This is a genomic window from Streptomyces sp. NBC_00887 (assembly GCF_045207585.1).
Window position 1 is genome coordinate 5,132,071 of sequence record NZ_CP108788.1, and the last position, 24,100, is coordinate 5,156,170.

Sequence of the window (24,100 nt, forward strand, 5' to 3'; positions counted from 1 at the left end):
TGCGGAAACTCATCGGGGCACGCCCTCCGCCCGCGCCAGCAGCATCGCCCGCTCCCGGGCGTTGCGGGTCAGCCCGGCGGCTCGCAGGAAAGCGGCCCGCGCCTCCTCGGTACGCCCCAGCCGCAGCAGCAGATCGCCGCGCACGCTGGGCAGCAGGTGGTACGAGGCGAGCGCCGGGTCCTGCGCGAGCGCGTCGGCCAGGGCGAGTCCGGCCGCCGGGCCCTCGGCCATGGAGACGGCGACCGCACGGTTCAGCTCCACCACCGGGGACGGGGCGACCTTCACGAGATGGCCGTACAGGGTAGCGATGGTCGTCCAGTCCGTGTCCGCGTACCGCAGCGCGCGGGCGTGACAGGCGGCGATCGCGGCCTGCAGGGCGTACGGCCCCGGGGCGCCGCCCACGGCGTGCGCCCGCTCCAGGGCCGCGAATCCGCGCCGGATCAGCAGCTGGTCCCAGCGGGAGCGGTTCTGGTCGGCGAGCAGTACGGGCGCGCCGTCCGCACCGGTCCTGGCCCTGGTCCGGGAGGCCTGGAGCTCGAGCAGCGCCGCCAGGCCGTGGACCTCGGGTTCCCGGTCCATCAGCCCGGCCAGCAGCCGGGCCAGGCGCAGGGCGTCCTCGCACAGTGCGGGGCGCAGCCAGTCGTCCCCCGTGGTCGCCGCGTACCCCTCGTTGAAGATCAGGTAGATGACGTCGAGCACGGAGCCGAGGCGGGCGGCGCGCTCGGGGCCGTAGGGCACCTCGAAGGGGACGCCCGCCCGGCCCAGGGTCCGCTTGGCGCGCACGATGCGCTGGGCGACGGCCGCCTCGGTGGCCAGGAAGGCGCGGGCGATCTCCTCGGTGCTCAGGCCGCCGAGCAGCCGCAGGGTCAGGGCGGTGCGGGCCTCGGTGGACAGGACGGGGTGGCAGGACGTGAAGATCAGCCGGAGCAGGTCGTCGTCGATACCCTCCGGGTCGGCGGTGTCGGGCGCCGGTACGTCCTCCAGGGCCCGCCCGGCCTCCGCGAGCTTGCGCGCGTAGGTCTCCTTGCGGCGTACGAGGTCGATCGCCCGGTGCTTCGCCGTGGCCATCAGCCAGGCGCCGGGCCGGTCGGGGACACCTGTCTTCGGCCACTGCTCCAGCGCGGCGACCAGGGCGTCCTGCGCGAGCTCCTCGGCGATGCCGACGTCCCGCACGATACGTGCGGTTCCGGCGATGATCCGCGCCGACTCGATCCGGTACACGGCCTCGACGGCACTGCTGGCTTCTGTCACGGCCACCCATCAGAGCAGCCGGGGGCGGGTGCGGCAAGGACCCGCCGCACCCGCCCCGCTCCGGCAGGACTCCTGGCGTCAGCCCTCGGCGATCTCGCGGATCTCGGAGGTGACGGTCCAGTAGGTCTCGTGGACCGCCAGGAAGCGCTTGGTCCACTCCAGGATCTCGGCCTTGTCCTTGGCCTGGATGATGGCGTAGCCGCCGATGACTTCCTTGGTCTCGGTGAACGGCCCGTCCGTGACGGTGAACTCCCCGTCGGACCAGGTCACCCGGGTGCCCTGGGAGGTCGGGGTGAGCCCGGCCGTGTCGAGCAGGACGCCGGCCTTGGTCATCTCCTCGATGAGCGCGCCCATGCGCTCCATCAGGCCCTCGCTGGGGCCTTCGGCGGGAGCGTTGTTCTCGTCGATGCGGACCATCGTCAGATAGCGCGGCATGGTGACTCCTCGGATCGGGCGGCGGGGCTCGTCCCCGCCTCTCACCCCTGCGTCGAACGGGAGCGACCCGGATCGACACGTGCGGCAGAATTCTTCTGAGATTTTTCCGGAACGGCCACCGGAAGCACTGTGGCGGGCGGCCTCAGGCGTCCGCCGGCCCCAGCGACTCGAAGCGCCAGCGGTGCACCGGGCGCGTGATCAGCGCGGCGTCCGGCTCGGGCAGCTCCGGCAGATCGTCGTCGTACTCCGCCTCCCACCAGGTGAGGACGAGCACCCGGTCCTGCGGGGCGCGCAGGAGCTCACTGCGCAGCGGCTCCCGGGCCAGCTCGCCCGCCCTGGACCGGGCCCACTCCAGCAGCTCCGCGCCCCGGCCCTCGGTGGCGCGCGCCTCCCACATCAGGGCGACGGTCATGAGTAGAGGTTGTCCTTGCTGATCTCGTGCACGTGGTCGTGGTCGTGGGCGTGGCTGTGCGCCCCCGGCACATGGGTCTCGGTGACCGGCAGCGAGGAGTCCGCCGAGAGCTCCCAGTCCGAGGCCGGGCGGTTGCGGGCCACCATCTCCGCGCCCAGCGCGGCGACCATGGCCCCGTTGTCCGTGCACAGTCCGGGCCTGGGCACCCGCAGCCGGATCCCGGCCCGCTCGCACCGCTCCTCGGCCAGCGCCCGCAGCCGCGAGTTGGCCGCGACACCGCCGCCGATCATGAGGTGGCCGACGCCCTCGTCCTTGCAGGCCCGCACGGCCTTGCGGGTCAGCACGTCCACCACGGCCTCCTGGAAGGACGCCGCCACATCCCGTACGGGAACGTCCTCGCCCGCCGCACGCTTCGCCTCGATCCAGCGCGCGACCGATGTCTTGAGGCCGGAGAAGGAGAAGTCGTACGCGGGGTCGCGCGAGCCGCTCAGCCCGCGCGGGAACGCGATCGCCTTCGGGTCGCCCTCCCTCGCCAGCCGGTCGATGACCGGTCCGCCGGGGAAGCCGAGGTGCAGCACCCGGGCGATCTTGTCGAAGGCCTCGCCCGCCGCGTCGTCGATCGTCGCGCCCAGCGGCCGTACGTCGTTGGTGATGTCCGGCGCCAGCAGCAGCGAGGAGTGCCCGCCGCTGACCAGCAGTGCCATCGTCGGCTCGGGCAGCGGGCCGTGCTCGAGCTGGTCCACGCAGATGTGCGAGGCGAGGTGGTTGACCCCGTACAGCGGCTTGTTCAGCGCGTACGCGTACGCCTTCGCCGCGGACACCCCGACGAGGAGCGCCCCGGCGAGCCCGGGACCGGCGGTGACCGCGATGCCGTCGAGGTCGCGGGCGCTGATCCCGGCCTCCTTCAGCGCGCGTTCGATGGTGGGGACCATCGACTCCAGGTGGGCGCGGGAGGCGATCTCCGGGACGACGCCGCCGAAGCGGGCGTGCGTGTCGACACTGGAGGCGACGGCGTCGGCGAGCAGTGTCGTACCGCGCACGATGCCCACGCCTGTCTCGTCGCAGGAGGTCTCGATACCGAGGACGAGCGGTTCGTCAGCCATCAGTCAGTCTCTGTTCCTTGTACGGTCAGGCGCATGACGAGTGCGTCGATGTTCCCGGGCTGGTAGTAACCCCGGCGGAAACCGATCGGTTCGAAGCCGAAGCGTTCGTACAGCTTCTGCGCACGGGTGTTGTCGACACGGACCTCGAGGAGCACCGCGGTGCACTCGAAGGCGGTGGCGTGTCTGAGGAGGTCGGTCAGGAGCTCGGAGCCGAGGCCGCCGCCCCACTGGCCGCGGCTGACGCCGATCGTCTGGACGTCGGCGAGCTCACCGGCCGCGGCGAGACCCGCGTAGCCGACGATCCGCCCGTCGACGGGGTCCTCGGCGACGACGTAGCGCCGGGTGGCCTGCGGGCCGCGCGCGTGAGCCAGCTCGGACCAGAACATCCCGGCCGACCAGGCGTCCTCGGGGAACAGCTCGTGCTCCAGTTCCAGCACCGGATCGATGTCCCACCAACGCATCTCGCGGAGCACAGCGGTCGCGGTCGTCACTTCGGGGTGACCACCTTGTAGTTCTTCGGGACCTGGGCGTCGGGCCTGCGCAGGTAGAGCGGCTGCGGGGGCAGCAGTTCCGCCCCGGCGGCGAGGCGCTCGGCGGCGAGGGCGGCGAGGGCTCCGGCCGATACGTGTTCCGGGCTGCGCGCGTCCGGGAAGGCCTCGGGGTAGAGCAGGGCGCCCGCGCCGACGACGGGCAGCCCGGCGAGCCGCTCGGCGAGATCGGCCGGCCGGTCGACGGCGGGTTCACCGGACCGGGTGCGGGAGTCCTCGTACCGCGCCCAGTAGACCTCCTTGCGCCGCGCGTCCGTCGCGACGGCGAACGGGCCTTCGAGGCCGGCCTGCCCGGCGGCGTACGCGAGTCCGTCGAGCGTGCACAGTCCGTGCACCGGTACGGAGAGGGCGGAGCCGAACGTCGCCGCGGTCACCAGGCCGACGCGCAGCCCGGTGTACGGGCCGGGGCCGACCCCGACGACCACGTCCGTCACGGCGTCGAGTCTCACCCCTGCCTCGGCGAGGACACGGTCGACGGCGGGGAGCAGGAGCTCCCCGTGCCTTCGGGCGTCGACCTGGCCGGTCTCGGCTACGACGGAGGTCCCGTCGTGGAGGGCGACGGTGACGGCGGGAGTGGCGGTATCAACGGCGAGCAGGAGCACACAAACAGCCTACGGCTCCGCCGACTCGGGTACGTCCCGCCCGTACGTCGTACCGGTCGGCACCACCGCTGCTGGTACCGTCGCCGGGTATACGTGTGTACGACGTAAATGCTTGTACGACATGCGACGGACGGCATGCGAAAGGGGAGCTCACGGTGGCTAGGGGCAGCTCGGGAATCGTGGCCGGGCTCACGGCGGCGGCGGTGGCCGCGGTCTGTTTCCTCGCCTACCAGGCGTCGGCGAACGCCCCCGACTCCGTCGCCGCCCCCACGGCGCAGTCCTCCGGCAGCTCGACGGCCGCTCCGAGCGAGAAGCCCGCGGCCCCGAGGGAGCCGCTCGCGATCCCCGTGGACTCCGACACCGGGGCGCGCGTCGTGTACGCGTTGAAGGAACGGCGGGTGTGGATCGTGGACGCCGAGGAGAAGTCGCTCCGGACGTTCACCGTCATGCCGAGCGCCATCAGCCCGCTGCCCGGTGTCTACCGGGTGACCTCGCGCTCCGGCAGCATCAAGGGCTCGGACGGTGTGCCCATCGAACACGTGGTGCGCTTCGCGAACATCGACGACGTCTCCGTGGGCTTCAGCGCCGCACAGGACGACTCGATGCACAGCCCCGACCCCACGATCAAGACCGGCGGGATCCGGATGAAGCGTGCCGACGGCAACGCGATGTGGACGTTCGCGACGGTCGGCGTCAAGATCGTCGTCGTCCCGTAGGGCCGCACCGCCCGTAACGCCGTACGCCCGTCCCGCAGGGCCCGGTCGGGTTCCCTCAGGCCGCGTCGCGTCCGGCCGGCAGCTGTTCCTGCCCGTCGTCGTCCTCGTGCTCCCCACCGGGCGGGGTCGAGACCGCCGTCGCGGCCGCGCAGGAGGCCAGCAGGTCCTTCATCGACACCGCGGACGCCGACGGTGGCTCCGCCTGCGGCGACTGCGGCTGCACTTCACGCTCGGGTGTCGGCATGCATGCCTCCTCGGGCTTCGGTGAAAGATCTGGTTAGGTAGACCTAACCAATCTCGCAACCATGTGACCACGGCCGCAGCCCCCTGCGCAACATTTTACCGACGGCTTGTCGGAAAGCGTCGGCCGGAACGTCGGCCGACGGGGCAGGAACCGGTCAGGCCCCCGCCAGATCCGTGTCCAGACCCGCCCAGCGCGCCCCGATGCCGACCAGCGTGACCGTGCGCCGCTCGTCGTCCGTGTCACCGACCGCACGGTGGATCAGCACCTGCAGCCGGTCGTCCGACAGCTCCTCGACCTTGCCGTCGCCCCATTCCACGACGACCACCGATTCCGGCAGCGACACATCGAGGTCCAGGTCCTCCATCTCGTCGAGCCCGCCGCCCAGGCGGTACGCGTCGACGTGGACCAGGGCGGGCCCGTCGCCCAGGGACGGGTGCACCCGGGCGATCACGAACGTGGGCGAGGTGACGGCGCCGCGTACCCCGAGGCCCTCGCCGAGCCCCCGGGTGAGCGTGGTCTTGCCCGCGCCGAGCTCGCCGGTGAGCATCACCAGGTCGCCGGGGGCCAGCACTCCGGCGATGCGGCGGCCGAGATCCCGCATCCGTTCGGGGGACTCGACTGCGAGGTCGACGGTGACGGTGCCCGGTACGGCGGTGTCAGCCACCGGGCCGTTGTGCGCTGCTTCCATGCTCGCCAACGTTAGAGGATCCGGGCGCCGCGCCCGGAACCGCTCCGATCCGCACCAGCAGGTCCGCGAGCCGGTCGGTGACCGTCTCCGGGTGCTCGAGCATCACCAGGTGACCGGCGTCCGGCACGATGACCAGCTCCGCGTCCGGCAGCTCGTCCGCGATGGCCTCGCTGTGCGAACTGGGTGTGACCAGGTCCTTGTCGCCGGCCAGGATCAGCACCGGGAGATCGAGGAAGGCGGGCAGCGCCCCGCTCTTGTCGTGCTCGGTGAACGCCGGGTAGAACTCGGCGACCACGTCGATCGGGGTGGACTCGATGAGCCGCTCCGCGAACCGCGCGACCGCCGGGTCCACGTCCCGCGAACCGAACGAGTACCGCTTGATCAGCCCCGCGAACAGGTCGGCGGTCGCCCGCCGTCCGCGCTCCACGAGCTCCGTCTGCGTACCGAGCGCCTTGAGCACCCCGGGCAGCACCCGGCGCACCGCGTTCACGCCCGCCACCGGCAGCCCGAAGTTCACCTCACCGAGCTTCCCGCTCGACGTGCCGACGAAAGCGACCGCGGCGACCCGGTCACGGACCAGTGCCGGGTACTGGTCGGCGAGCGCCATCATCGTCATGCCGCCCATGGAGTGCCCGACCAGCACCAGCAGGCCCTCGGGGGCCGCGGCGTCGATGACCGCCTTCAGGTCGCGGCCGAGCTGGTCGATGCCGACGGCCACCCCCTCGGCCTGGGCCCGGCCGCGCTCGGAGCGGCCGTGGCTGCGCTGGTCCCAGTGGACCGTGCGCACCAGGCCGTGCAGCGCCGCCCGCTGGAAGTGCCAGGAGTCCTGGCTGAGGCAGTAGCCGTGGCTGAAGACGACGGTGACGGGCCCGGGGGCCTTGCGGCCGAAGAGCCTGCGCCGTCGCGGGCCGGGGGCGGCGACGGATCCGGCGCCCGCCCTCGCGCCCGCGCGGCCCGTGCCGCCGTCCGGTTCGACCTCGTCGACCTCGTAGTACAGCTCGGTGCCGTCGTCGGCGACGGCCCGGCCGGACACCCCGCGCAGCGAGCCGTACGGTCCTGCGGCGTCCAGCGCGAGCCGGGCCTTCTTGCGCATGCCGCGGCCCACCGTCAGCCGCTCGACCGCGACACCGGCCGCCGCACCCGCAGCGATGACGCCTATCGCCGCCCCTGCGATGCCCGCCCGGCGCCAGCCGGCCGCGGCAACGGCAGCCGTCGCCACCACGTCCCCCGCGCTGGTGTCGCTCACCGTGCCGTGCTCCTCGTCGTTGTCGCCGCGTCTCGATAGACGCGGGGTACACGTGCACCGATGCGTGTGACGATCTCGTACGCGATCGTGTCGGCCGCGACCGCCCAGTCCTCGGCGCTCGGCTCGCCCCGGTCGCCCGGTCCGAACAGCACCGCCTCCGTGCCCGGTTGCGGGGTGTCGCCCTCGAGGTCGACCACGAACTGGTCCATCGCGACCCTGCCTGCCACCGTCCGGATCCGGCCGTCTACGAGGACGGGGCCCCGGCCGGAGGCGTGGCGCGGAATGCCGTCCGCGTATCCGACGGGCACCAGGGCGAGCGTCGTCTCGGCGGAGGTCGTGTAGTGGTGGCCGTAGCTGACTCCGTGGCCCGGGGGCACCTGCTTGACCAGCGCGATCGACGCGACGAGCGTCATCACGGGACGCAGGCCGAAGTCGGCGGGCGTGCCCAGCTCCGGGCTCGGCGAGATGCCGTACACGGCGATTCCGGCGCGTACGAGATCGAAGTGCGACTCGGGCACCGTGAGGGTCGCCGGCGAGTTCGCGATGTGCCGCACCTCGGGCTCGGCGCCCGCCTTCTCCGCGTACGCCACCATGTCGCGGAACACGTTCAGCTGAGCGGCGATCGACGGGTGGCCCGGCTCGTCGGCGCAGGCGAAGTGGGACCACAGGCCGGTGATGCGCAGTGTGCCCGCGGCCTCGGCGGCGCGGGCGGCGGCAACCAGTTCCGGCCAGTCGGCGGGCTGGCAGCCGTTGCGCCCGAGGCCCGTGTCGGCCTTGAGCTGGACCCGCGCCGGAATGCCGGCCTCCGTGGCCGCCGCGACGACTTCGGTGAGTGCCCACAGGCCGCTCACCGAGACGTCGATGTCCGCCTCGATCGCCTCGCGCCAGGGCCCGCCGGGCGTCCACAGCCAGCACATCACCCGGCCGCCGATCCCGGCCGCCCGCAGGGCGAGAGCCTCCTGCGGGGTCGCCGTGCCCAGCCAGGTGGCGCCGGCCTCGAGCGCGGCCCGGGCACAGGGCACCGCGCCGTGTCCGTACGCGTCGGACTTCACGACGGCCATGAGCTGTGCCCCGGACGCCCGCGCACGCAGGGCGCGCACGTTGGCGCGCACCGCGGCGAGGTCGATCTCGGCACGGGCTCTCGGGGACGCTGTCTCGTTCATCGCGCCCAGTCTCTCAGAGCCGTACGCATGTGCCCTCGACCTCCCGGGCGCGGTGAGGCGTCAGCCGTGCTCCAGGGTGTGTTCCAGGTGCTCGGCGAGGACGGGGACGTGGCTGGCCGGGATGTCCTTCACAGCCGTGAGCAGCGTGACCGGGCCGCCCTCGCGCAGCAGGCCGAGCAGCTCGTCCACGGCCCGGGTGTGGGACGGGTCTCCGAGCTCGGTGCGGTAGCGGTCCACGAAGTCGTCGTAGCGGTTGCCGGAGCGGTCCTCGTGGTACCAGGAGCGGAGCTCGTTCGAGGGGGTCGCGTCCTTGGCCCACACGTCGACGGCGGCCCGCTCCTTGGACACCCCGCGCGGCCAGAGCCGGTCGACGAGGACGCGGGTGCCGTCGCCGTCCTCCGGCGGGTCGTACACCCTGCGCATCCGTACGGTGTCGCTGCTGCCCATGTCCGACCGCCCTTCCGGCTCCCGTTCCGCTCCTGCCAGGGTGGTTCAGGCCCGCACGTCCCGCCAGGCCGCCGGGATCGCGTCCGCGACGTCCTGCGCGGCGACCGGCGCCCCGTCCGAGACCCGGCGCGCCGCGAGCCCGTGCAGGTAGGCGCCCACCGACGCGGCGTCGCGCGGGGCGAGGCCCGCCGCCAGGAGCGAGCCGGTCAGCCCCGAGAGCACATCGCCGCTGCCCGCCGTGGCCAGCCAGGACGTGCCCGTCGGGTTGACCCGTACGGGCGCGCCCCCGGCCTCCGCGACCAGGGTCGTCGACCCCTTGAGCAGCACCGTCGCGCCGTAGCGCGCGGCCAGTTCCCGTACGGCGGCGAGCCGTCCCGCCTCGACCTCCTCGCGCGGGACGCCGAGCAGCGCGGCGGCCTCCCCGGCGTGCGGGGTGAGCACGGTGGCGGCGGTGCGCGACCGTACGGCCCGGGCGTCCATCAGCCGCAGCCCGTCCGCGTCGACGAGCACCGGAACGCCCGTGGCCAGCACGTCGGACACCGCGCCGGCCGCCGCGGTGGAGTCGCCGAGCCCCGGCCCGACCACCCAGGCCTGCACCCGTCCGGACTTCGACGGCGGCCACGGGTGCACCAGGGTCTCCGGGAAGCGGGCGATCACCGCGTCCGCGCCGGGACCGGCGTACCGCACGGCTCCGGCACCGCCGCGCAGCGCGCCCGCGACCGCGAGCACCGCGGCACCCGGGTACCGCTCCGACCCGGCGGCCACGCCGACCACGCCGCGCCGGTACTTGTCGCTCTCGGCCCCCGGCACGGGCAGGAGCGCCGCCACGTCCGCGTACTGCAGGGCCTCCAGGTCGGGGCGCCCGGGCAGTTCGGGTCCCAGCCCGATGTCGACGAGCCGCAGGGCGCCCGCCCGTTCGGCGCCCGGGTCGACGAGCAGCCCCGGCTTGTACGTACCGAAGGTGACGGTGGCGTCCGCCCGTACGGCAGCCCCCAGGACCTCACCGGTGTCCGCCTCGACCCCGCTCGGCAGATCCACGGCGAGCACCGGCGCACGCCCGCCGGTGACCGCGCGGACCAGCTGCTCCGCCTCGGGGCGCAGACCGCCGCGGCCCCCGATGCCGGTGATGCCGTCGACCACGAGGTCGACGGGACCGAAGGCGTGGCCGATGCGGTCCGGGGAGTCCAGGACCTGGCCGCCCGCCGAGAGCAGCGCGGCGAGACCGCCCCGGTGGGCCTTGTCGGGCGCGGTCAGCAGGGCCCGTACGCCCGCTCCGCGCCGGGCCAGCCGGGCCCCCGCGTACAGCGCGTCGCCGCCGTTGTCGCCGCTGCCGACGAGCAGGAGCACCCGTGACCCGTACACCCGGCCGTTGCGCCGGAGCAGGTCGCCGCAGGCCACCGCCAGGCCCGCGGCGGCGCGCTGCATCAGGGCGCCCTCGGGCAGCCGTGCCATCAGCGCCTGTTCGGCGGCCCGTACGGTCTCGACGCTGTACGCCTGTCGCATGTGCTCAACCCTCCGCGATCACCACGGCCGACGCCACCCCCGCGTCATGGCTGAGCGATACGTGCCAGCTGCGCACGCCCAGCTCGGCGGCGCGGGCCGCGACCGTGCCGCGGACCTCCAGCCGGGGCTGCCCGCTGTCCTCGACGCACACCTCGGCGTCCGTCCAGAGCAGCCCGCCCGGCGCCCCGAGCGCCTTGGCCAGCGCCTCCTTGGCGGCGAACCGTGCGGCCAGTGAGGCGATGCCCCGCCGCTCCCCGCTGGGCAGCAGCAACTCCCGCTCCAGGAAGAGGCGGTCCGCCATCTGCGGCGTACGCCCCAGCGCGGCGCCGAAGCGTTCGATCTCCGCCACATCGATCCCGACCCCGATGATCACGTACTCACCCTCACCCTGATCCACTGCACGGCCTACTCCACGGTCACGGACTTCGCCAGATTGCGCGGCTGGTCCACCTCGTTGCCGCGGGCCGTCGCCAGCTCGCAGGCGAAGACCTGCAACGGCACGGTGGCGACCAGCGGCTGAAGCAGCGTAGGCGTAGCAGGGATCCTGATGAGGTGGTCGGCGTACGGGACGACCGCCTCGTCGCCCTCCTCGGCGATGACGACGGTGCGGGCGCCGCGGGCCCTGATCTCCTGGATGTTCGACACGATCTTGTCGTGGAGCACCGAACGGCCGCGCGGGGACGGCACGATGACGACGACCGGCAGCCCTTCGTCGATGAGCGCGATCGGCCCGTGCTTGAGCTCTCCGGCCGCGAAGCCCTCGGCGTGCATGTACGCGAGCTCCTTGAGCTTCAACGCGCCTTCCAGGGCTACCGGGTAGCCGACGTGCCGGCCCACGAAGAGCACCGTGTCGCGGTGCGCGAGCGAGCGGGCGAGCGCGCGGACGGGCTCCATCGTCCCGAGGAGCTCCTCCACCTGCCGGGGGATCTCCGAGAGCTGGCGCACCACGGTGCGGATCTCGTCACCCCACTTGGTGCCGCGGATCTGGCCGAGGTACAGCGCGACGAGGTAGCAGGCGACGAGCTGCGTCAGGAACGCCTTGGTGGAGGCGACGGCCACCTCCGGACCGGCGTGGGTGTAGAGGACGGCGTCCGACTCCCTCGGGATCGTCGACCCGTTCGTGTTGCAGATGGCGAGGACCTTCGCCCCCTGCTCACGGGCGTGCCGCAGGGCCATCAGCGTGTCCATCGTCTCGCCGGACTGGGAGATCGCGATGACCAGGGTGTTCCGGTCCAGGATCGGGTCGCGGTAGCGGAACTCGCTGGCCAGCTCCGTCTCGCAGGGCAGCCGGGTGACGTGCTCGATGGCGTACTTGGCGATCATCCCGGCGTGGAACGCGGTCCCGCAGGCCACGATGAAGACCTTGTCGACCTCCCTGAGCTCGCTCGGCGGGATCCGTACCTCGTCGAGGCGCAGCGCACCCGAGGCGTCGATCCTGCCCAGGAGCGTGTCGGCGACGGCCTTCGGCTGGTCCGCGATCTCCTTGAGCATGAAGGAGGCGTAGCCGCCCTTCTCGGCTGCGGAGGCGTCCCAGTCCACGTGGTACTCACGCGACTCCGCGGGGAAGCCGTCGAACCCCGTGACGGTGGCCCCGTCCCTGCGCAGCTCCACCACCTGGTCCTGGCCCAGCTCGATCGCGGACCGGGTGTGTGCGATGAAGGCGGCGACGTCGGAGGCCAGGAACATCTCCCCGTCCCCCGCCCCGACCACCAGGGGCGAGTTCCGCCGCGCCCCGACGACCACGTCCGGCTCGTCCGCGTGCACCGCGACCAGGGTGAACGCGCCCGCCAATTGCCGGCAGACCTGGCGCATGGCCTCGGCGAGCTCACCGGTCGAGGAGTACGCCTCCGCCAGCAGGTGGGCGACGACCTCGGTGTCGGTCTCGGAGGCCAGCTCGTGGCCGCGCCCGGTCAGCTCCTCGCGCAGGGCGGCGAAGTTCTCGATGATCCCGTTGTGCACGACGGCGACGCGCCCCGCGTTGTCGAGATGCGGGTGGGCGTTGGCATCGGTCGGCCCGCCGTGCGTGGCCCAACGGGTGTGCCCGATACCGGTGTTCCCGGCGGGCAGTGGCCGCTCCTTGAGCTCCTTCTCCAGGTTGAGGAGCTTCCCGGCCTTCTTCGCCCCGGCCAGACCACCGTCCGAGAGGACGGCGACCCCGGCCGAGTCGTACCCCCGGTACTCCAGCCGCTTCAGCCCCGCAACGACGACGTCCTGCGCCGACTGCCCACCGACGTAACCCACGATTCCGCACATATCGGCACCATAAGGCCGTGAGGTGGCGGAGGACAGTAGTGGGGACCCGCGCCCCGGCCGGGGCAGTCACGTGAAGCGGGGCAGCCCGGTGGGGCCTTGGGCTGTCCGCCCGGAGCGCCGGCGGCACCTCCGCGAGGTGAAGTACCGCCGACGCCGTGGAACTAGCGCACGTCGACGAAGTCGCCCGCGGCGGTGGCCGTGCCCGAGGTGGTCGAGCCGCCGAAGGTCCAGCGCCAGTAGCCGTCGACCGAGGCCGTGACGGTGGCCTTGAGCGCGCCCGTGCTGGACGACGTAGCCGTCTTGACCGTGGAGTAGACGGAACTGTCCTTCTTACGGAACTGCAGGTCGGCCGTCTTGCCGGCGTAGCCGGTGTACGTGTGCTTCACCCAGTCCGCCCGCGTGAGGCTGCCGGTCACGGTGATCGTCTTGCCCTTCGTCACCGGTTCGGGTGACGCGTTGACCGTGGCCTTGGCCCAGCGCTTGACCTTCACGCCACCGGAGGCAGTGGTGTACTCCGCCGTCCCGAGCTGACCGTTGGTCTTCCACAGCTTCGCCGCGATGCCGATGCTCCAGGTCGTGGCATCGTTGTTCGAATCCAGGTCGTAGCGCGGATCGATGTACAGCTCACCCTCGCAGTCCGCGACCCTGGCGCTGGTCTCGTAGCAGGTGTAGCCGCCCATGTAGAGACCACCGCTGTCGGCCCCCTTGACCGCGGTGGTGCCGTGGTAAAGGAAGGGCTCCGCGTCGTACGCGGAAGGGTTGGCGGTGCTGTGACCGGAAGGAAGCGTGATCCGGAAGGTCACGGGCGGGGCCTTCTCGTCCGAGGTGCCCACGATGATGGACTTGCCCCCGTTGACGACGATCCGCGACACCGTGATCCCGGTGTCCGCGGCCTGCGCCGCGGGAGCCGTGAGCGTAGAGACAGCGACGGCCGCCCCCGCGATTGCGGCGACGGCGCCGGTTCTGCCTGTTTTCATGCGCACCTCGATGCTTCATACATACGGATACGAAAAGGCCGCCCGGGACGATCACGTCCGAACGGCGGGGCGGCAGGTTACCAGCGGGTCGGCCAGGGTCCCGGAGCGGGGTCGAGGCCGCGGCCGATGGGAACGGCGAGGCCTCCCGGGTCTCTCGGACCGGCAGGATCAGCCCGACGTCGTGGACACGGTGTTCCCTCAGGTCGGGTGCGCGCCGGGCGACGGTGCGGTAGTCGGCATCGTCATGGAGGACGGTCAGCCCGTGGTGGGCAGCGGTAGCGGCAATGATCACCTTGCGGGTAACAGGAGCCGACCCCGCAGAGAGCCCCACGTGACCGAGCCCACCCCCCACTCCGTCAAAACTCCCGCAACAATGAGTACGTGATCACTTCGCCCGCACGGAGCTCCCGTCGCACCGAGCACGCGCCGACGCCCTACGTCGACCTGACCCGGGCGGAGTGGAGCGCTCTGCGCGACAAGACCCCGCTGCCGCTCTCCGCCGCGGAGGTCGAGAAGCTGCGGGGGCTCGGCGATGTCATCGACCTCGACGAGGTGCGGGACGTCTATCTTCCCCTCTCCCGGCTCCTGAACCTGTACGTACAGGCCACCTCCGGTCTGCGCGGCGCTCTGAACACCTTCCTCGGGGACGCGGGCAACGGCCACGGCGAGCAGCGCGGCACGCCGTTCGTCATAGGGGTCGCGGGCAGCGTCGCCGTCGGCAAGTCCACCAGCGCCCGCATCCTGCAGGCGCTGCTGGCGCGCTGGCCGGAGCATCCCCGGGTCGAGCTGGTGACCACGGACGGATTCCTCCTGCCGATGAAGGAGCTCCAGGCGCGCGGGCTGATGTCGCGCAAAGGGTTCCCGGAGTCCTACGACCGGCGGGCCCTGACCCGGTTCGTCGCCGACATCAAGGCCGGCAAGGACGAGGTGACGGCGCCCGTCTACTCGCACCTGATCTACGACATCGTGCCGGGCGAGCGGCTCACCGTACGACGTCCCGACATCCTGATCGTCGAAGGGCTGAACGTGCTGCAGCCCGCGCTGCCCGGCAGCGACGGCCGGACCCGGGTCGGCCTCGCCGACTACTTCGACTTCAGCGTGTACGTCGACGCGCGCCCCGAGGACATCGAGAACTGGTACCTCCACCGCTTCCGCCGGCTGCGCGAGACGGCGTTCCAGAACCCGTTCTCGTACTTCCGCAAGTACACCCAGGTCTCCGAGGAGGAGGCGCTGGACTACGCGCGCACCATGTGGCGGACCATCAACAAGCCCAATCTCCTGGAGAACGTGGCACCGACACGGGGCCGTGCCACTCTGGTGCTGCGCAAGGGGCCGGACCACAAGGTCCAGCGTCTGTCGTTGCGCAAACTCTGACTCCGAAAGGGTGCACCGTGCTGCATCTGCGCCTCATCGTGCCCGCCGACCGCACCGAGGAGGTGCTGGAGCTGCTGGAGCACACGGTGGGCACCACCCATCTCGCGGTGCTCAGCGGGGCGGCCCGCAGTCCGGCGGGCGATGTGGTCCTGTGCGACGTCGCGCGCGAGGCGGGCGACGAACTGATCGGCGGACTGCGGGAACTCGGCATCGACAAGTCCGGTTCGATCACCGTCGAGAACATGGACCTCACACTGTCCGCGCACGCCGACAAGGCGGAGGAGGACGCGCCCGGCGAGGGCGCGGACGCGGTGCTGTGGGAGGAGCTGACCGAAGTCACCCACGAGGAGTCCACGTTCAGCGTCACGTACGTGGCGTTCCTCGCCGTGGCCACGATGCTGGCCGCCTGCGGGGTGATGCTCGACAACGCGATCCTGATCGTGGGCGCGATGGCGGTGGGCCCGGAGTTCGGCCCGCTGGCCGGGATCTCGACCGCGCTCGTGCAGCGCGCGCCGCGGCTGGTCGGGCGGTCGCTGTGGGCACTGATCGGCGGGTTCGCGGTGGCGATGGTGCTGACGGCCGGTTTCGCCTGGCTGCTGGACGCCTTCGGGCTGTTCGACGAGGGCATGGTCACGGCGGACCGGCCCAACACGGGATTCATCTGGCACCCGGACTGGATGTCGTTCGTGGTGGCGCTCCTGGCGGGCGTCGCCGGAACGCTCTCACTGACCTCGGCGAAGTCCGGGGCCCTGATCGGCGTGGCGATCTCGGTGACCACCGTGCCGGCCGCCGCCAACGCCGCGGTCGCCTTCAGCTACCAGGACCTGCAGCAGACCTGGGGCTCCACGGCGCAGCTCCTCGCCAACCTGGGCGGCATCGTGGTCGCGGGAACACTGACGCTGCTGCTCCAGAAGGCGCTGTGGGCCGCACAACGCCGGACGGGCCCGGCCGCGCGGCCGAGCCCGTCCACGGTCAGGTAGTCCGTCAGCCGAGGGCGGACTTCACCACGTCGGCCAGCTGCCCGGCCACAGCGCGCGCCTGCTCGATGTCGGCGGCCTCGACCATGACCCGTACCAGCGGCTCCGTGCCCGACTTGCGCAGGAGTACACGCCCGGTGTCGCCGAGCTCGCGCTCGGCCTCGGCGACCGCGGCGGCCAGCTCGGGCGAGGTGTCGACGCGGGACTTGTCGACGTCCGGCACGTTGACGAGCACCTGCGGGAGGCGCTGCATCACACCGGCGAGGTCCGCGAGCGTACGGCCGGTGGCGGCGATCCGTGCCGCGAGCATCAGACCGGTCAGCGTGCCGTCACCCGTCGTGGCGTGGTCCAGGACGATGACGTGGCCGGACTGCTCGCCGCCCAGGGCGAAGCCTTCGGCCTTCATCGACTCCAGGACGTAGCGGTCGCCGACGGCGGTCTGGACGAGTTCGATGCCCTCGCGCTCCATCGCCATCTTGAAGCCGAGGTTCGACATGACCGTGCCGACGACGGTGTCCTTGCGCAGTTGCCCGGCCTCGCGCATGGCGAGGGCGAGCACGGCCAGGATCTGGTCGCCGTCGATCTCCTCGCCCGTGGCGTCCACGGCCAGGCAGCGGTCGGCGTCGCCGTCGTGCGCGATACCGAGGTCGGCGCCGTGCTCGACGACAGCGGCACGCAGCAGACCCAGGTGGGTGGAGCCGCAGCCGTCGTTGATGTTCAGGCCGTCCGGCTCGGCACCGATGGTGACGACCTCGGCCCCGGCGCGGGCGAACGCCTCGGGCGAGACGCGGGCGGCGGCGCCGTGCGCCTCGTCCAGGACGACCTTCAGCCCGTCGAGCCTGTTCGGGAGGACCGCGATGAGGTGCGCGACGTACCGGTCGAAGCCCTCGGTGTAGTCGGTGACCCGGCCCACTCCGGCACCCGTCGGACGCGCCCAGGGCTCGCCGGTGCGGTGCTGCTCGTAGACCGTCTCGATGCGGTCCTCCAGCTCGTCGGCAAGCTTGTGGCCGCCGCGTGCGAAGAACTTGATGCCGTTGTCCGGCATGGCGTTGTGGCTCGCGGAGAGCATCACGCCGATGTCGGCGCCGAGCGCGCCGGTGAGATACGCCACGGCGGGGGTCGGCAGCACGCCGACCCTCAGGACGTCCACGCCCGCGCTGGCCAGGCCCGCCACGACGGCGGCCTCCAGGAACTCTCCGGAGGCGCGGGGGTCACGGCCCACCACGGCTGTCGGCCGGTGTCCCTCGAAGGTGCCTGCCTCGGCCAGTACGTGCGCCGCAGCGACCGAGAGCCCGAGCGCGAGCTCGGCCGTCAGGTCCGCATTGGCGACACCGCGCACGCCGTCCGTGCCGAAGAGTCGTCCCACTGGTGTCCTCCGAAGGTGCTCCGAAACCACAAAACCAAAGTACTCAAAACAGGGCACAGCAAGGCAATGCGCAGCAAAGTGAGGCGCGATCGAGGCCGCCGGCCCTATAAACGTCTTAAGCCGTTATACGCCCGCGGGCGCCGATAAACGAACGCCCCAGCAGCACGAGGTGTGCCGCCGGGGCGAACGTGTAAAGCAGACGAGCAGGCGATTTAGCGCTTGCTGTACTGCGGGGCCTTGCGGGCCTTCTTGAGACCGGCCTTCTTGCGCTCGACCGCACGGTCGTCACGGCAGAGGAAGCCGGCCTTCTTCAGCGTGGCGCGGTTGTTGTCCACGTCCGCCTCGTTCAGCGAGCGGGCCACGCCGAGGCGCAGGGCGCCGGCCTGACCGGAGACGCCGCCACCCGAGATGCGGGCGATGACGTCGTAGCGGCCGTCGAGCTCGAGCACCTTGAAGGGCTCGTTGACTTCCTGCTGGTGCACCTTGTTGGGGAAGTAGTCCTCAAGGGTGCGACCGTTGATCTTCCACTTGCCGGTGCCCGGAACGATCCGGACGCGGGCGATGGCGTTCTTGCGACGGCCAAGGCCGGCCGCGGGCTGCGGGTCGCCGAAGCGGCCCGCGAGCGACTCGGAGGTGTACTCACCCTCGACGGGGACCTCCGACTCGAAGGTGGTCACCTCGGCGAAGGTCTCTTCGCCCTCGGTGCCCTCGACGGGCGTCTCAACAGTGGTCTCGGCCACGATTCTCCTCAGATCTTTCTTTACGTCTTAGGGGGGAGGCCGGAACTACTGCGCGACCTGGGTGATCTCGAACGGGACCGGCTGCTGCGCAGCGTGCGGGTGCTGGTCACCCGCGTAGACCTTCAGCTTCGAGATCATCTGACGACCCAGGGTGTTCTTGGGGATCATGCCCTTGATGGCCTTCTCGACAGCCTTCTCCGGGTTCTTGGAGAGCAGCTCGTCGTAGCGCACGGAGCGGAGACCGCCCGGGAAACCGGAGTGGCGGTACGCCATCTTCTGGGTCTTCTTGTTGCCGGAGAGGTGAACCTTCTCGGCGTTGATGATGATGACGAAGTCGCCCATGTCCATGTGGGGGGCGTAGATCGCCTTGTGCTTGCCTCGGAGGAGGTTCGCAGCCGTGGTGGCCAGACGGCCCAGGACGATGTCCTCGGCGTCGATGATGTGCCACTGGCGAGTGACATCGCCGGGCTTGGGGCTGTACGTACGCACTTCGTAGCCTTCGCTTCTTCAGTGGATGGGGTCCAGACACACGGCACCCCTGAAGCGATCGTGCAGCTGGGGCACACAATGCCGGGGACGCTGCCCGTATGCGTGCCACTGGTAACTGCTCCAGGGAACCTACGTAAGGGCCCTTCGCGTGAGAACGACGAAGCCAATACGCATAACAGTCCCCGACACTACCCGCCCCGCCCCGGACGGGTCAAAACGACCCCGCCCGGGGTACCCCTCAGCGTGCGCGTTCCACCCTGCGCTCGTCCCAGACCGGCTCCGTGGACTCCCGTACGACCCCGTCCGAGCCGAAGACCAGGTACCGGTCGAAGGACCTCGCGAACCAGCGGTCGTGCGTGACGGCCATCACGGTCCCGTCGTACATCTCCAGCCCGTCCTGCAGCGCCTCCGCCGACTCCAGGTCCAGGTTGTCCGTCGGCTCGTCCAGCAGGAGCGCGGTGGTGCCGGCCAGCTCCAGCAGCAGGATCTGGAAGCGCGCCTGCTGCCCGCCGGACAGCCTCTCGAACGCCTGGTCCCCCTGGCGCTCCATCTCGTACCGCCGCAGTACGGACATGGCCCCGCCCCGGTCCTTGGCGTGCTCCGTCCACAGGATCTCGACGAGCGTCTTGCCCAGCAGCTCCGGGTGGGCGTGCGTCTGCGCGAAGTGCCCCGGCACGACCCGCGCCCCGAGCTTCCAGTCCCCGGTGTGCGCCACCGGCTCCCCCGCCAACAGCCGCAGGAAGTGCGACTTCCCCGACCCGTTGGAGCCGAGGACGGCGACCCGCTCCCCGTAGTAGATCTCCAGGTCGAACGGCTTCATCAGACCGGTCAGCTCCAGGTTCTTGCAGGTCACCGCCCGCACCCCGGTCCGACCGCCGCGCAGCCGCATCTTGATGTCCTGCTCGCGCGGCGGCTCCGGCGGCGGGCCCGCGTCCTCGAACTTCTTGAAGCGGGTCTGCATCGCGTGGTAGCGGTTCGCCATGTCGGGACTGTTCGCCGCCTGCTGCCGCATCCGCAGGACGAGCGCCTTCAGCCGGGCGTGCTCCTCCTCCCAGCGACGCAGGAGCTCCTCGAAGCGCGCGAACCGCTCCTTGCGTGCCTGGTGGTACGTGGCGAATCCGGCACCGTGCACCCAGACGTCCGAGCCTGCCGCGCCGGGCTCCACGCTCACGATCTTCTCGGCGGCCCGCGAGAGCAGCTCCCGGTCGTGGGAGACGAAGAGCACCGTCTTGCGGGTCTCCTTGAGCTTCTCCTCCAGCCACCGCTTCCCGGGGACGTCCAGATAGTTGTCCGGCTCGTCCAGGAGCAGCACCTCGTCCGGGCCCCTCAGCAGCGCCTCCAGGACCAGCCGCTTCTGCTCGCCCCCGCTGAGTGTGCGCACCTCGCGCCACCGGGCCTTCTCGTACGGGATCCCGAGCGCGGCCGTCGTGCAGATGTCCCAGAGGGTCTCGGCCTCGTACCCGCGCACCTCGGCCCAGTCGCTGAGGGCCTGCGCGTACGCCATCTGCGCGGCCTCGTCGTCCACGGTGAGGATCCGCTCCTCCGCCACGTCGACGGCCTTCGCCGCTTCCCTGATGCGCGGCTGGGCGACGGACACCAGCAGGTCACGCACGGTCCGCCCGTCCCGCACGGAGCCCACGAACTGGCTCATCACGCCCAGTCCGCCGCTCACCGACACCGAGCCGCCGTGCGGCTGGATCTCCCCGGCGAGCAGCCTCAGGAGCGTCGTCTTGCCCGCCCCGTTCGCTCCGACGAGGGCGACGACCGCCCCGTCGGCCACCCGGAACGAGGCATCGCCGAGCAGCACCCGCCCGTCCGGTAGGTAGTACTCCAGGTGGCCCGCTTCAAGATGTCCCATGCACAGCATTGTCACGGGCGGCGAACCCCTGGCCCAACCGGATTACACAGGCTCTAGGATTCACGGCATGAGCTTTGGGCAAGGGGGGCCCTCCTGGGGGCCGGGAGACAGCAGGACTCCGGACTGGGCGGCACTGGCCGACGAGTCCGCGGCACGCAGCCGCCGCAAGAAGTGGCTGCTGATCGGGGGCGGCGCACTGGCGACGGCCGCCGTCGCCGCGATCGTGGCCACGGCCGTCGTGACGGCGAACGACACCGGCAGCCCCCGGTCGGACAAGAACGCGAGCGATCTGCCCGCCCCCGCCGACCTGCCCTCGGACACCTCGCAGCCGCAGCCCTCCTTCTCCTCGGTCGCACCGCCGCCCCCGCCGGACCCGAAGGACTACATATCCGACGCCCGGAAGGACAAGGCACCGGTCACCGTCGACGCCTTCTTCCCCGGCAAGAAGGTCACGGCGGGCGACCGCGTCCACACCAAGGGCGCGACGAACCGCACGAACAGCTGCGCCGCGACCACCCAGGGCGCCCTCGGCTCGATCCTCACGTCGAACGGCTGCGACCAGGTCATCCGCGCCACCTACAGCAGCGGCGGCGTCGCGGTCACCGTCGGCCTCGCGGTGTTCGGCACCGAGGCCGAGGCGAAGAAGGCGGCCCAGCAGGCGTCCGGCGGCATCGCGTCCCTGAGCGGCGCGGGCGTCCCCACGTTCTGCCGCGGTGGTGCCGTCTGCCGCCGCACCGCCAACTCATACGGTCGCTACGCCTACTTCACCGTCAGCGGCTACACGAGCGGCAAGAACGTCACGACCGCGAGCAAGGACGTGTACGCGGTGGGCGACGACCTGACGGAGTTCACGTTCCGTCAGATCCACCACCGCGGCGAGGTCCAGGCATCGGCGGCGGCCGGGCTCCCCACCGCCTGACACCGCGCCACCTCTCCCCCCACGCACCAGTCCCGTCCCTCCCCTGCCCCGAGGACCCGCCGCCGTGCGTCTGACCGCCCTGTTCACCATCCCGCGCGTCCTGCGCCACAGCGACGCGATAGGCGCCGACCTGCCGCCGGACGAGGCCGTCGTCCTCGACGCACCGGACCCCTCGCTGCGGGACGCGCTGGCCGCCGCCGCGGCCGGTGACCACGGTCCGGCCGCCGAACTGCTCGCCGCCACCCGCGAGCACGCCCAGTGGGAACGCAGGGACGCCTGTGTCTCCCGGCTGGCACGGGCCTCGCTGCACCACCCCGGCTGGCTGGACAGCTGGCTCGAGGAGTCGCCGCAGGACCCCGACGCCGTACTGGTCAAGGCGGACCAGTACGTCTACCAGGCCTGGCAGATACGGACCGGCGCACGCGCCAAGCACATCGAGCACGACCAGTTCCAGGCGTTCCACGCCGTCCTGCGGGACGCGGTCCCGGTCATCTCCGAAGCCGCCGAGCTCAATCCCGGCGACCCCGTCCCGTGGCGCATCGCCCTCACCCAGGCCCGCGGCATCCAGGCACCGCGCGAGGTCTTCGACTCCTACCTCGCCGAAGCGGCCGACTGCGACCCGCACCACGAGGGCTGCCACATCCAGGCGCTCCAGTACCTCTGCGACAAGTGGTACGGCTCGCACGAGGAGATGTTCGACTTCGCCGAGCGGTCGGCGGAACAGGCACCGCCCGGCTCCAAGCTGCACGCCCTGCCCCTCCAGGCGGTCGTGGAGTACATCGTCTCCGACGACGAGGCGCGCGACCCCGACCCGTTCACGCCCCGCGCCGAGGCGGCCGTGACCCGCGCGCAGGCACTGTCGGACAGCTACGCCCCGGGAGACCGGGAAGCGGCCGGCTTCCGCAACCACCTGGCCATGATCCTGTGGTCGATGAACCGCTTCGAGGAAGCCCTCACCGTCTTCCGCTCCATCGGGGTGCACGCCACCACCTACCCCTGGACCTACTTCGGCGACGCACGTGCCGAGTTCCTCGAAGCCCGCTCCGACACCCGGGTCGAGCTGGCGATGAAGGTCCCCTTCTTCCGCTCCCCGCCGAAGCCCCCGGCCTCCGAAATCCCTGACTGGGAAAGGGAGCTGGCGCCCCGGTCGCTCGCCATCGCCGCCACCGGACCCACCGAGGTCGCCCAGGCCGCACTGATCTGCGGCCACAGCCTGCGCACCGCCCCGGCGGGCCGTGGCCACACGTACGTCGAGATCGTCCCGGACCCCGTGCGCGGCAAGCGCGCGGCCCTGCTCCCCGAGGACCCCCTCACCTCCGCGGCGGACAACTTCACGACCGGCGAGGACTGGCCCGCCCTGGTCCTGCACCGCACCCCGGAGCGCAGCAGCTTCACGCTCCTGCACCGGGGCAAGAAGGTGGCGGCCCACTCCTGGGAGACGGCGGCCCCGGCCGCCGACCACACCGAGGTGACCGAGACTGCCACGGTGCTGGCCCGGGTCTACGGGCTGTCCGACCCCCGCCCGCTGATCCACCTCCTGCGCGCCACCGGCGACCCCGCCCGCCACCAGGGCGGCCTCGTCGCGGCCCTGGGCCTCCCGCCCCTGCCCGCGGGCTACGGCGGCGAGCAGGAGATACTCGCCGGCCTCCCGGGCGCCCGCGTCCTTGCCCGGCGCGGCTTCCTTGCGGGCATGCGGGACACGATGTCCACGAAGGACGGCGTCCACCCCGAGGCCCCGGCCCCGGCCGAGCCCCACCCGCCCCTGTGGTGGGTCCTGCGCGTCCTGGGCCTGCTGCTGTTCACCGCGGCGGCGGTCTACGCCTGGTGGACCCCCGACATCGGCTGGTTCCGCTCCACCATGTCCAGCTTCGTCGCCGTGTACTTCGCGGCCAAGCTGGTACGGGCCCTGCGCCGCCGCCGGATCAGCAGCAGCCCGCCCCCGGCAACGTCCTGACGTTCCGGGCCTCTTCGGCCCTGGCCGCCAGCAACGCGTCGGCCGGGTAGGCCACTTCCTCGAGAGTCAGCCCGTGCGGACGCACCACGTGCACCGCGGGATCGCGCACCTTCGCCGCCAGCACCTCGGCCGGCCACGCGGCCGGACGGCGCCCGTCCCCCACGAACAGGGCCGCGCCGATCAGCGCCCGCACCATGTTGTGGCAGAAGGCGTCGGCCTGCACCGTCGCGCCGAGGACCCCGGACTCCGCGTCCCGCACCCAGGACAGCTTCTGAAGCGTCCGGATGGTCGTGGCGCCCTCACGCTTCTTGCAGTACGCCGCGAAGTCGTGCTCACCGACCATCAGGGCGGCCGCCTCGTTCATCGCGTCGATGTCCAACGGCCGGTCGTGCCACAGCACATGACCCCGGGTCAGCGGATCCACTCCGCCCGGCCGGTCCGCGACCCGGTAGACGTAGCGCCGCCACAGCGCGGAGAAGCGCGCGTTGAACCCGGCGGGCGCCTCGGCCGCCCGCCAGATCCGGACATCCAGCGGCAGCCGCCCGGCCATCCGCCGCAGCAGCTTCTCCTCGTGCTCGGCCCACACCTCGGCCGGCAGATCCACATGCGCCACCTGGCCGCGCGCGTGCACCCCCGCGTCGGTGCGCCCGGCGACGGTCAGGTCGTAGGTGACCGAGGACCGCGTCACGGTCCGCAGCGCGTCCTCGATCTCACCCTGCACCGTGCGCCTGCTGGTCTGCTTCGCCCAGCCGGAAAAGTCCTTCCCGTCGTACGAAAGGTCCAGCCGTACCCGTACGAATCCGGGCTCTGCCTCATCACTCACCAGCGCATCCTC

General features: G+C 71.8%; 25 protein-coding genes and 1 pseudogene. 5 read left to right on the forward strand and 21 right to left on the reverse strand.

From position 1 onward, the window contains the following. Positions 1–9: 9 nt before the first annotated feature. The 6 genes from OG844_RS23245 to tsaB all read right to left on the reverse strand — a co-directional run bounded on the left by OG844_RS23245 (position 10) and on the right by tsaB (position 4,351). Positions 10–1,251 carry an RNA polymerase sigma factor gene (locus OG844_RS23245; protein WP_406392810.1) on the reverse strand — a complete coding sequence of 414 codons (1,242 nt, stop codon included), beginning with the start codon at positions 1,249–1,251 and terminating at the stop codon, positions 10–12. Between the two features lie 78 nt (positions 1,252–1,329). Continuing rightward, positions 1,330–1,686, reverse strand: coding sequence for a YciI family protein (locus OG844_RS23250; protein WP_356426812.1), 357 nt, complete (start codon positions 1,684–1,686; stop codon positions 1,330–1,332). A 142-nt stretch (positions 1,687–1,828) separates the two neighbouring features. After that, complete coding sequence (locus tag OG844_RS23255) at positions 1,829–2,098, reverse strand: hypothetical protein (RefSeq protein WP_384604532.1); 270 nt, start codon at positions 2,096–2,098, stop codon at positions 1,829–1,831. Then, positions 2,095–3,201 (reverse strand): tRNA (adenosine(37)-N6)-threonylcarbamoyltransferase complex transferase subunit TsaD, encoded by a 1,107-nt coding sequence (gene tsaD / locus OG844_RS23260; RefSeq protein ID WP_406392811.1) that lies wholly within the window; start codon positions 3,199–3,201, stop codon positions 2,095–2,097. The genes OG844_RS23255 and tsaD overlap by 4 nt, the downstream gene beginning before the upstream one ends. Next, the gene (gene rimI / locus OG844_RS23265) at positions 3,201–3,692 is read right to left on the reverse strand and encodes a ribosomal protein S18-alanine N-acetyltransferase (protein ID WP_406392812.1); all 492 of its coding nucleotides are present in this window, start codon (positions 3,690–3,692) and stop codon (positions 3,201–3,203) included. Before rimI ends, tsaD begins: the two co-directional genes overlap by 1 nt. Continuing rightward, positions 3,689–4,351: a tRNA (adenosine(37)-N6)-threonylcarbamoyltransferase complex dimerization subunit type 1 TsaB gene (tsaB, locus tag OG844_RS23270; protein ID WP_406392814.1), complete on the reverse strand. Its 663-nt coding sequence runs from the start codon at positions 4,349–4,351 to the stop codon at positions 3,689–3,691. Before tsaB ends, rimI begins: the two co-directional genes overlap by 4 nt. A gap of 155 nt (positions 4,352–4,506) precedes the next feature. Here tsaB and OG844_RS23275 point away from each other — a divergent pair, with 155 nt between their 5' ends. Next, on the forward strand, positions 4,507–5,067 hold the full coding sequence (locus OG844_RS23275; RefSeq protein ID WP_406392815.1) for a hypothetical protein: 561 nt from the start codon (positions 4,507–4,509) through the stop codon (positions 5,065–5,067). Between the two features lie 55 nt (positions 5,068–5,122). On the opposite strand, the gene OG844_RS23280 is transcribed toward OG844_RS23275, so the two are convergent. The 10 genes and pseudogenes from OG844_RS23280 to OG844_RS23325 form a co-directional block, all read right to left on the reverse strand. Beyond that, positions 5,123–5,311, reverse strand: a complete 189-nt coding sequence (locus tag OG844_RS23280) for a hypothetical protein (RefSeq protein WP_406392817.1) — start codon at positions 5,309–5,311, stop codon at positions 5,123–5,125. Positions 5,312–5,465: 154 nt separating this feature from the next. Next, a complete protein-coding gene (gene tsaE, locus OG844_RS23285) occupies positions 5,466–5,999 on the reverse strand; it encodes a tRNA (adenosine(37)-N6)-threonylcarbamoyltransferase complex ATPase subunit type 1 TsaE (protein ID WP_406392818.1) in 534 nt (177 codons plus the stop codon). Further along, positions 5,968–7,245 carry an alpha/beta fold hydrolase gene (locus OG844_RS23290; RefSeq protein ID WP_406392819.1) on the reverse strand — a complete coding sequence of 426 codons (1,278 nt, stop codon included), beginning with the start codon at positions 7,243–7,245 and terminating at the stop codon, positions 5,968–5,970. The genes tsaE and OG844_RS23290 overlap by 32 nt, the downstream gene beginning before the upstream one ends. Then, complete coding sequence (gene alr / locus OG844_RS23295) at positions 7,242–8,408, reverse strand: alanine racemase (protein WP_406392821.1); 1,167 nt, start codon at positions 8,406–8,408, stop codon at positions 7,242–7,244. Before alr ends, OG844_RS23290 begins: the two co-directional genes overlap by 4 nt. A 60-nt stretch (positions 8,409–8,468) precedes the next feature. Beyond that, complete coding sequence (locus OG844_RS23300) at positions 8,469–8,855, reverse strand: DUF488 domain-containing protein (protein ID WP_406392823.1); 387 nt, start codon at positions 8,853–8,855, stop codon at positions 8,469–8,471. Positions 8,856–8,900: 45 nt separating this feature from the next. Further along, positions 8,901–10,358, reverse strand: coding sequence for an NAD(P)H-hydrate dehydratase (locus tag OG844_RS23305; RefSeq protein WP_406392825.1), 1,458 nt, complete (start codon positions 10,356–10,358; stop codon positions 8,901–8,903). A gap of 4 nt (positions 10,359–10,362) precedes the next feature. Beyond that, positions 10,363–10,731: a holo-ACP synthase gene (locus OG844_RS23310; protein ID WP_329215119.1), complete on the reverse strand. Its 369-nt coding sequence runs from the start codon at positions 10,729–10,731 to the stop codon at positions 10,363–10,365. A gap of 32 nt (positions 10,732–10,763) precedes the next feature. Beyond that, positions 10,764–12,611 carry a glutamine--fructose-6-phosphate transaminase (isomerizing) gene (gene glmS / locus OG844_RS23315; RefSeq protein ID WP_406392827.1) on the reverse strand — a complete coding sequence of 616 codons (1,848 nt, stop codon included), beginning with the start codon at positions 12,609–12,611 and terminating at the stop codon, positions 10,764–10,766. 161 nt (positions 12,612–12,772) lie between these two features. Further along, the gene (locus tag OG844_RS23320; RefSeq protein ID WP_406392829.1) at positions 12,773–13,588 is read right to left on the reverse strand and encodes a hypothetical protein; all 816 of its coding nucleotides are present in this window, start codon (positions 13,586–13,588) and stop codon (positions 12,773–12,775) included. Positions 13,589–13,763: 175 nt separating this feature from the next. Further along, positions 13,764–13,880: pseudogene (locus OG844_RS23325) on the reverse strand (VapC toxin family PIN domain ribonuclease); the annotation flags it as partial. 89 nt (positions 13,881–13,969) lie between these two features. Between OG844_RS23325 and coaA the strand changes: the two are divergent. Beyond that, positions 13,970–14,962, forward strand: coding sequence for a type I pantothenate kinase (gene coaA, locus OG844_RS23330; RefSeq protein WP_406392830.1), 993 nt, complete (start codon positions 13,970–13,972; stop codon positions 14,960–14,962). 17 nt (positions 14,963–14,979) lie between these two features. Further along, a complete protein-coding gene (locus OG844_RS23335; protein ID WP_406392832.1) occupies positions 14,980–15,942 on the forward strand; it encodes a DUF389 domain-containing protein in 963 nt (320 codons plus the stop codon). 4 nt (positions 15,943–15,946) lie between these two features. Here OG844_RS23335 and glmM read toward each other — a convergent pair whose 3' ends face one another. From glmM to OG844_RS23355, 4 genes are all read right to left on the reverse strand, one after another. Further along, the gene (glmM, locus tag OG844_RS23340) at positions 15,947–17,305 is read right to left on the reverse strand and encodes a phosphoglucosamine mutase (RefSeq protein ID WP_406392834.1); all 1,359 of its coding nucleotides are present in this window, start codon (positions 17,303–17,305) and stop codon (positions 15,947–15,949) included. A 212-nt stretch (positions 17,306–17,517) separates the two neighbouring features. Beyond that, on the reverse strand, positions 17,518–18,045 hold the full coding sequence (gene rpsI / locus OG844_RS23345) for a 30S ribosomal protein S9 (RefSeq protein ID WP_329208277.1): 528 nt from the start codon (positions 18,043–18,045) through the stop codon (positions 17,518–17,520). 45 nt (positions 18,046–18,090) lie between these two features. After that, on the reverse strand, positions 18,091–18,534 hold the full coding sequence (gene rplM, locus OG844_RS23350) for a 50S ribosomal protein L13 (protein WP_031096418.1): 444 nt from the start codon (positions 18,532–18,534) through the stop codon (positions 18,091–18,093). A gap of 238 nt (positions 18,535–18,772) precedes the next feature. Further along, on the reverse strand, positions 18,773–20,392 hold the full coding sequence (locus OG844_RS23355) for an ABC-F family ATP-binding cassette domain-containing protein (RefSeq protein ID WP_406392837.1): 1,620 nt from the start codon (positions 20,390–20,392) through the stop codon (positions 18,773–18,775). A gap of 67 nt (positions 20,393–20,459) precedes the next feature. On the opposite strand from OG844_RS23355, the gene OG844_RS23360 reads away from it, so the two are divergent. Together OG844_RS23360 and OG844_RS23365 are read left to right on the forward strand one after the other, a co-directional pair. Further along, entirely contained in the window at positions 20,460–21,311 is an 852-nt protein-coding gene (locus OG844_RS23360; protein WP_406392839.1) for a hypothetical protein, read from the forward strand. Between the two features lie 64 nt (positions 21,312–21,375). Continuing rightward, a complete protein-coding gene (locus OG844_RS23365) occupies positions 21,376–23,265 on the forward strand; it encodes a hypothetical protein (protein WP_406392841.1) in 1,890 nt (629 codons plus the stop codon). Here the strand turns inward: OG844_RS23365 and truA are convergent. Beyond that, the gene (truA, locus tag OG844_RS23370; RefSeq protein WP_329208284.1) at positions 23,234–24,088 is read right to left on the reverse strand and encodes a tRNA pseudouridine(38-40) synthase TruA; all 855 of its coding nucleotides are present in this window, start codon (positions 24,086–24,088) and stop codon (positions 23,234–23,236) included. The two genes, OG844_RS23365 and truA, sit on opposite strands and share 32 nt — an antisense overlap. Positions 24,089–24,100: the final 12 nt, after the last annotated feature.

Bases quoted from the DNA above. Each gene is read 5' to 3' on its own strand.
- OG844_RS23355 (WP_406392837.1), bottom strand. From the start codon at position 20,392: ATGGGACATCTTGAAGCGGGCCACCTGGAGTACTACCTACCGGACGGG.
- alr (WP_406392821.1), bottom strand. From the start codon at position 8,408: ATGAACGAGACAGCGTCCCCGAGAGCCCGTGCCGAGATCGACCTCGCC.
- glmS (WP_406392827.1), bottom strand. From the start codon at position 12,611: ATGTGCGGAATCGTGGGTTACGTCGGTGGGCAGTCGGCGCAGGACGTC.
- tsaE (WP_406392818.1), bottom strand. From the start codon at position 5,999: ATGGAAGCAGCGCACAACGGCCCGGTGGCTGACACCGCCGTACCGGGC.
- OG844_RS23300 (WP_406392823.1), bottom strand. From the start codon at position 8,855: ATGGGCAGCAGCGACACCGTACGGATGCGCAGGGTGTACGACCCGCCG.
- OG844_RS23250 (WP_356426812.1), bottom strand. From the start codon at position 1,686: ATGCCGCGCTATCTGACGATGGTCCGCATCGACGAGAACAACGCTCCC.
- tsaD (WP_406392811.1), bottom strand. From the start codon at position 3,201: ATGGCTGACGAACCGCTCGTCCTCGGTATCGAGACCTCCTGCGACGAG.
- OG844_RS23360 (WP_406392839.1), top strand. From the start codon at position 20,460: ATGAGCTTTGGGCAAGGGGGGCCCTCCTGGGGGCCGGGAGACAGCAGG.
- OG844_RS23280 (WP_406392817.1), bottom strand. From the start codon at position 5,311: ATGCCGACACCCGAGCGTGAAGTGCAGCCGCAGTCGCCGCAGGCGGAG.
- OG844_RS23305 (WP_406392825.1), bottom strand. From the start codon at position 10,358: ATGCGACAGGCGTACAGCGTCGAGACCGTACGGGCCGCCGAACAGGCG.
- OG844_RS23320 (WP_406392829.1), bottom strand. From the start codon at position 13,588: ATGAAAACAGGCAGAACCGGCGCCGTCGCCGCAATCGCGGGGGCGGCC.
- OG844_RS23255 (WP_384604532.1), bottom strand. From the start codon at position 2,098: ATGACCGTCGCCCTGATGTGGGAGGCGCGCGCCACCGAGGGCCGGGGC.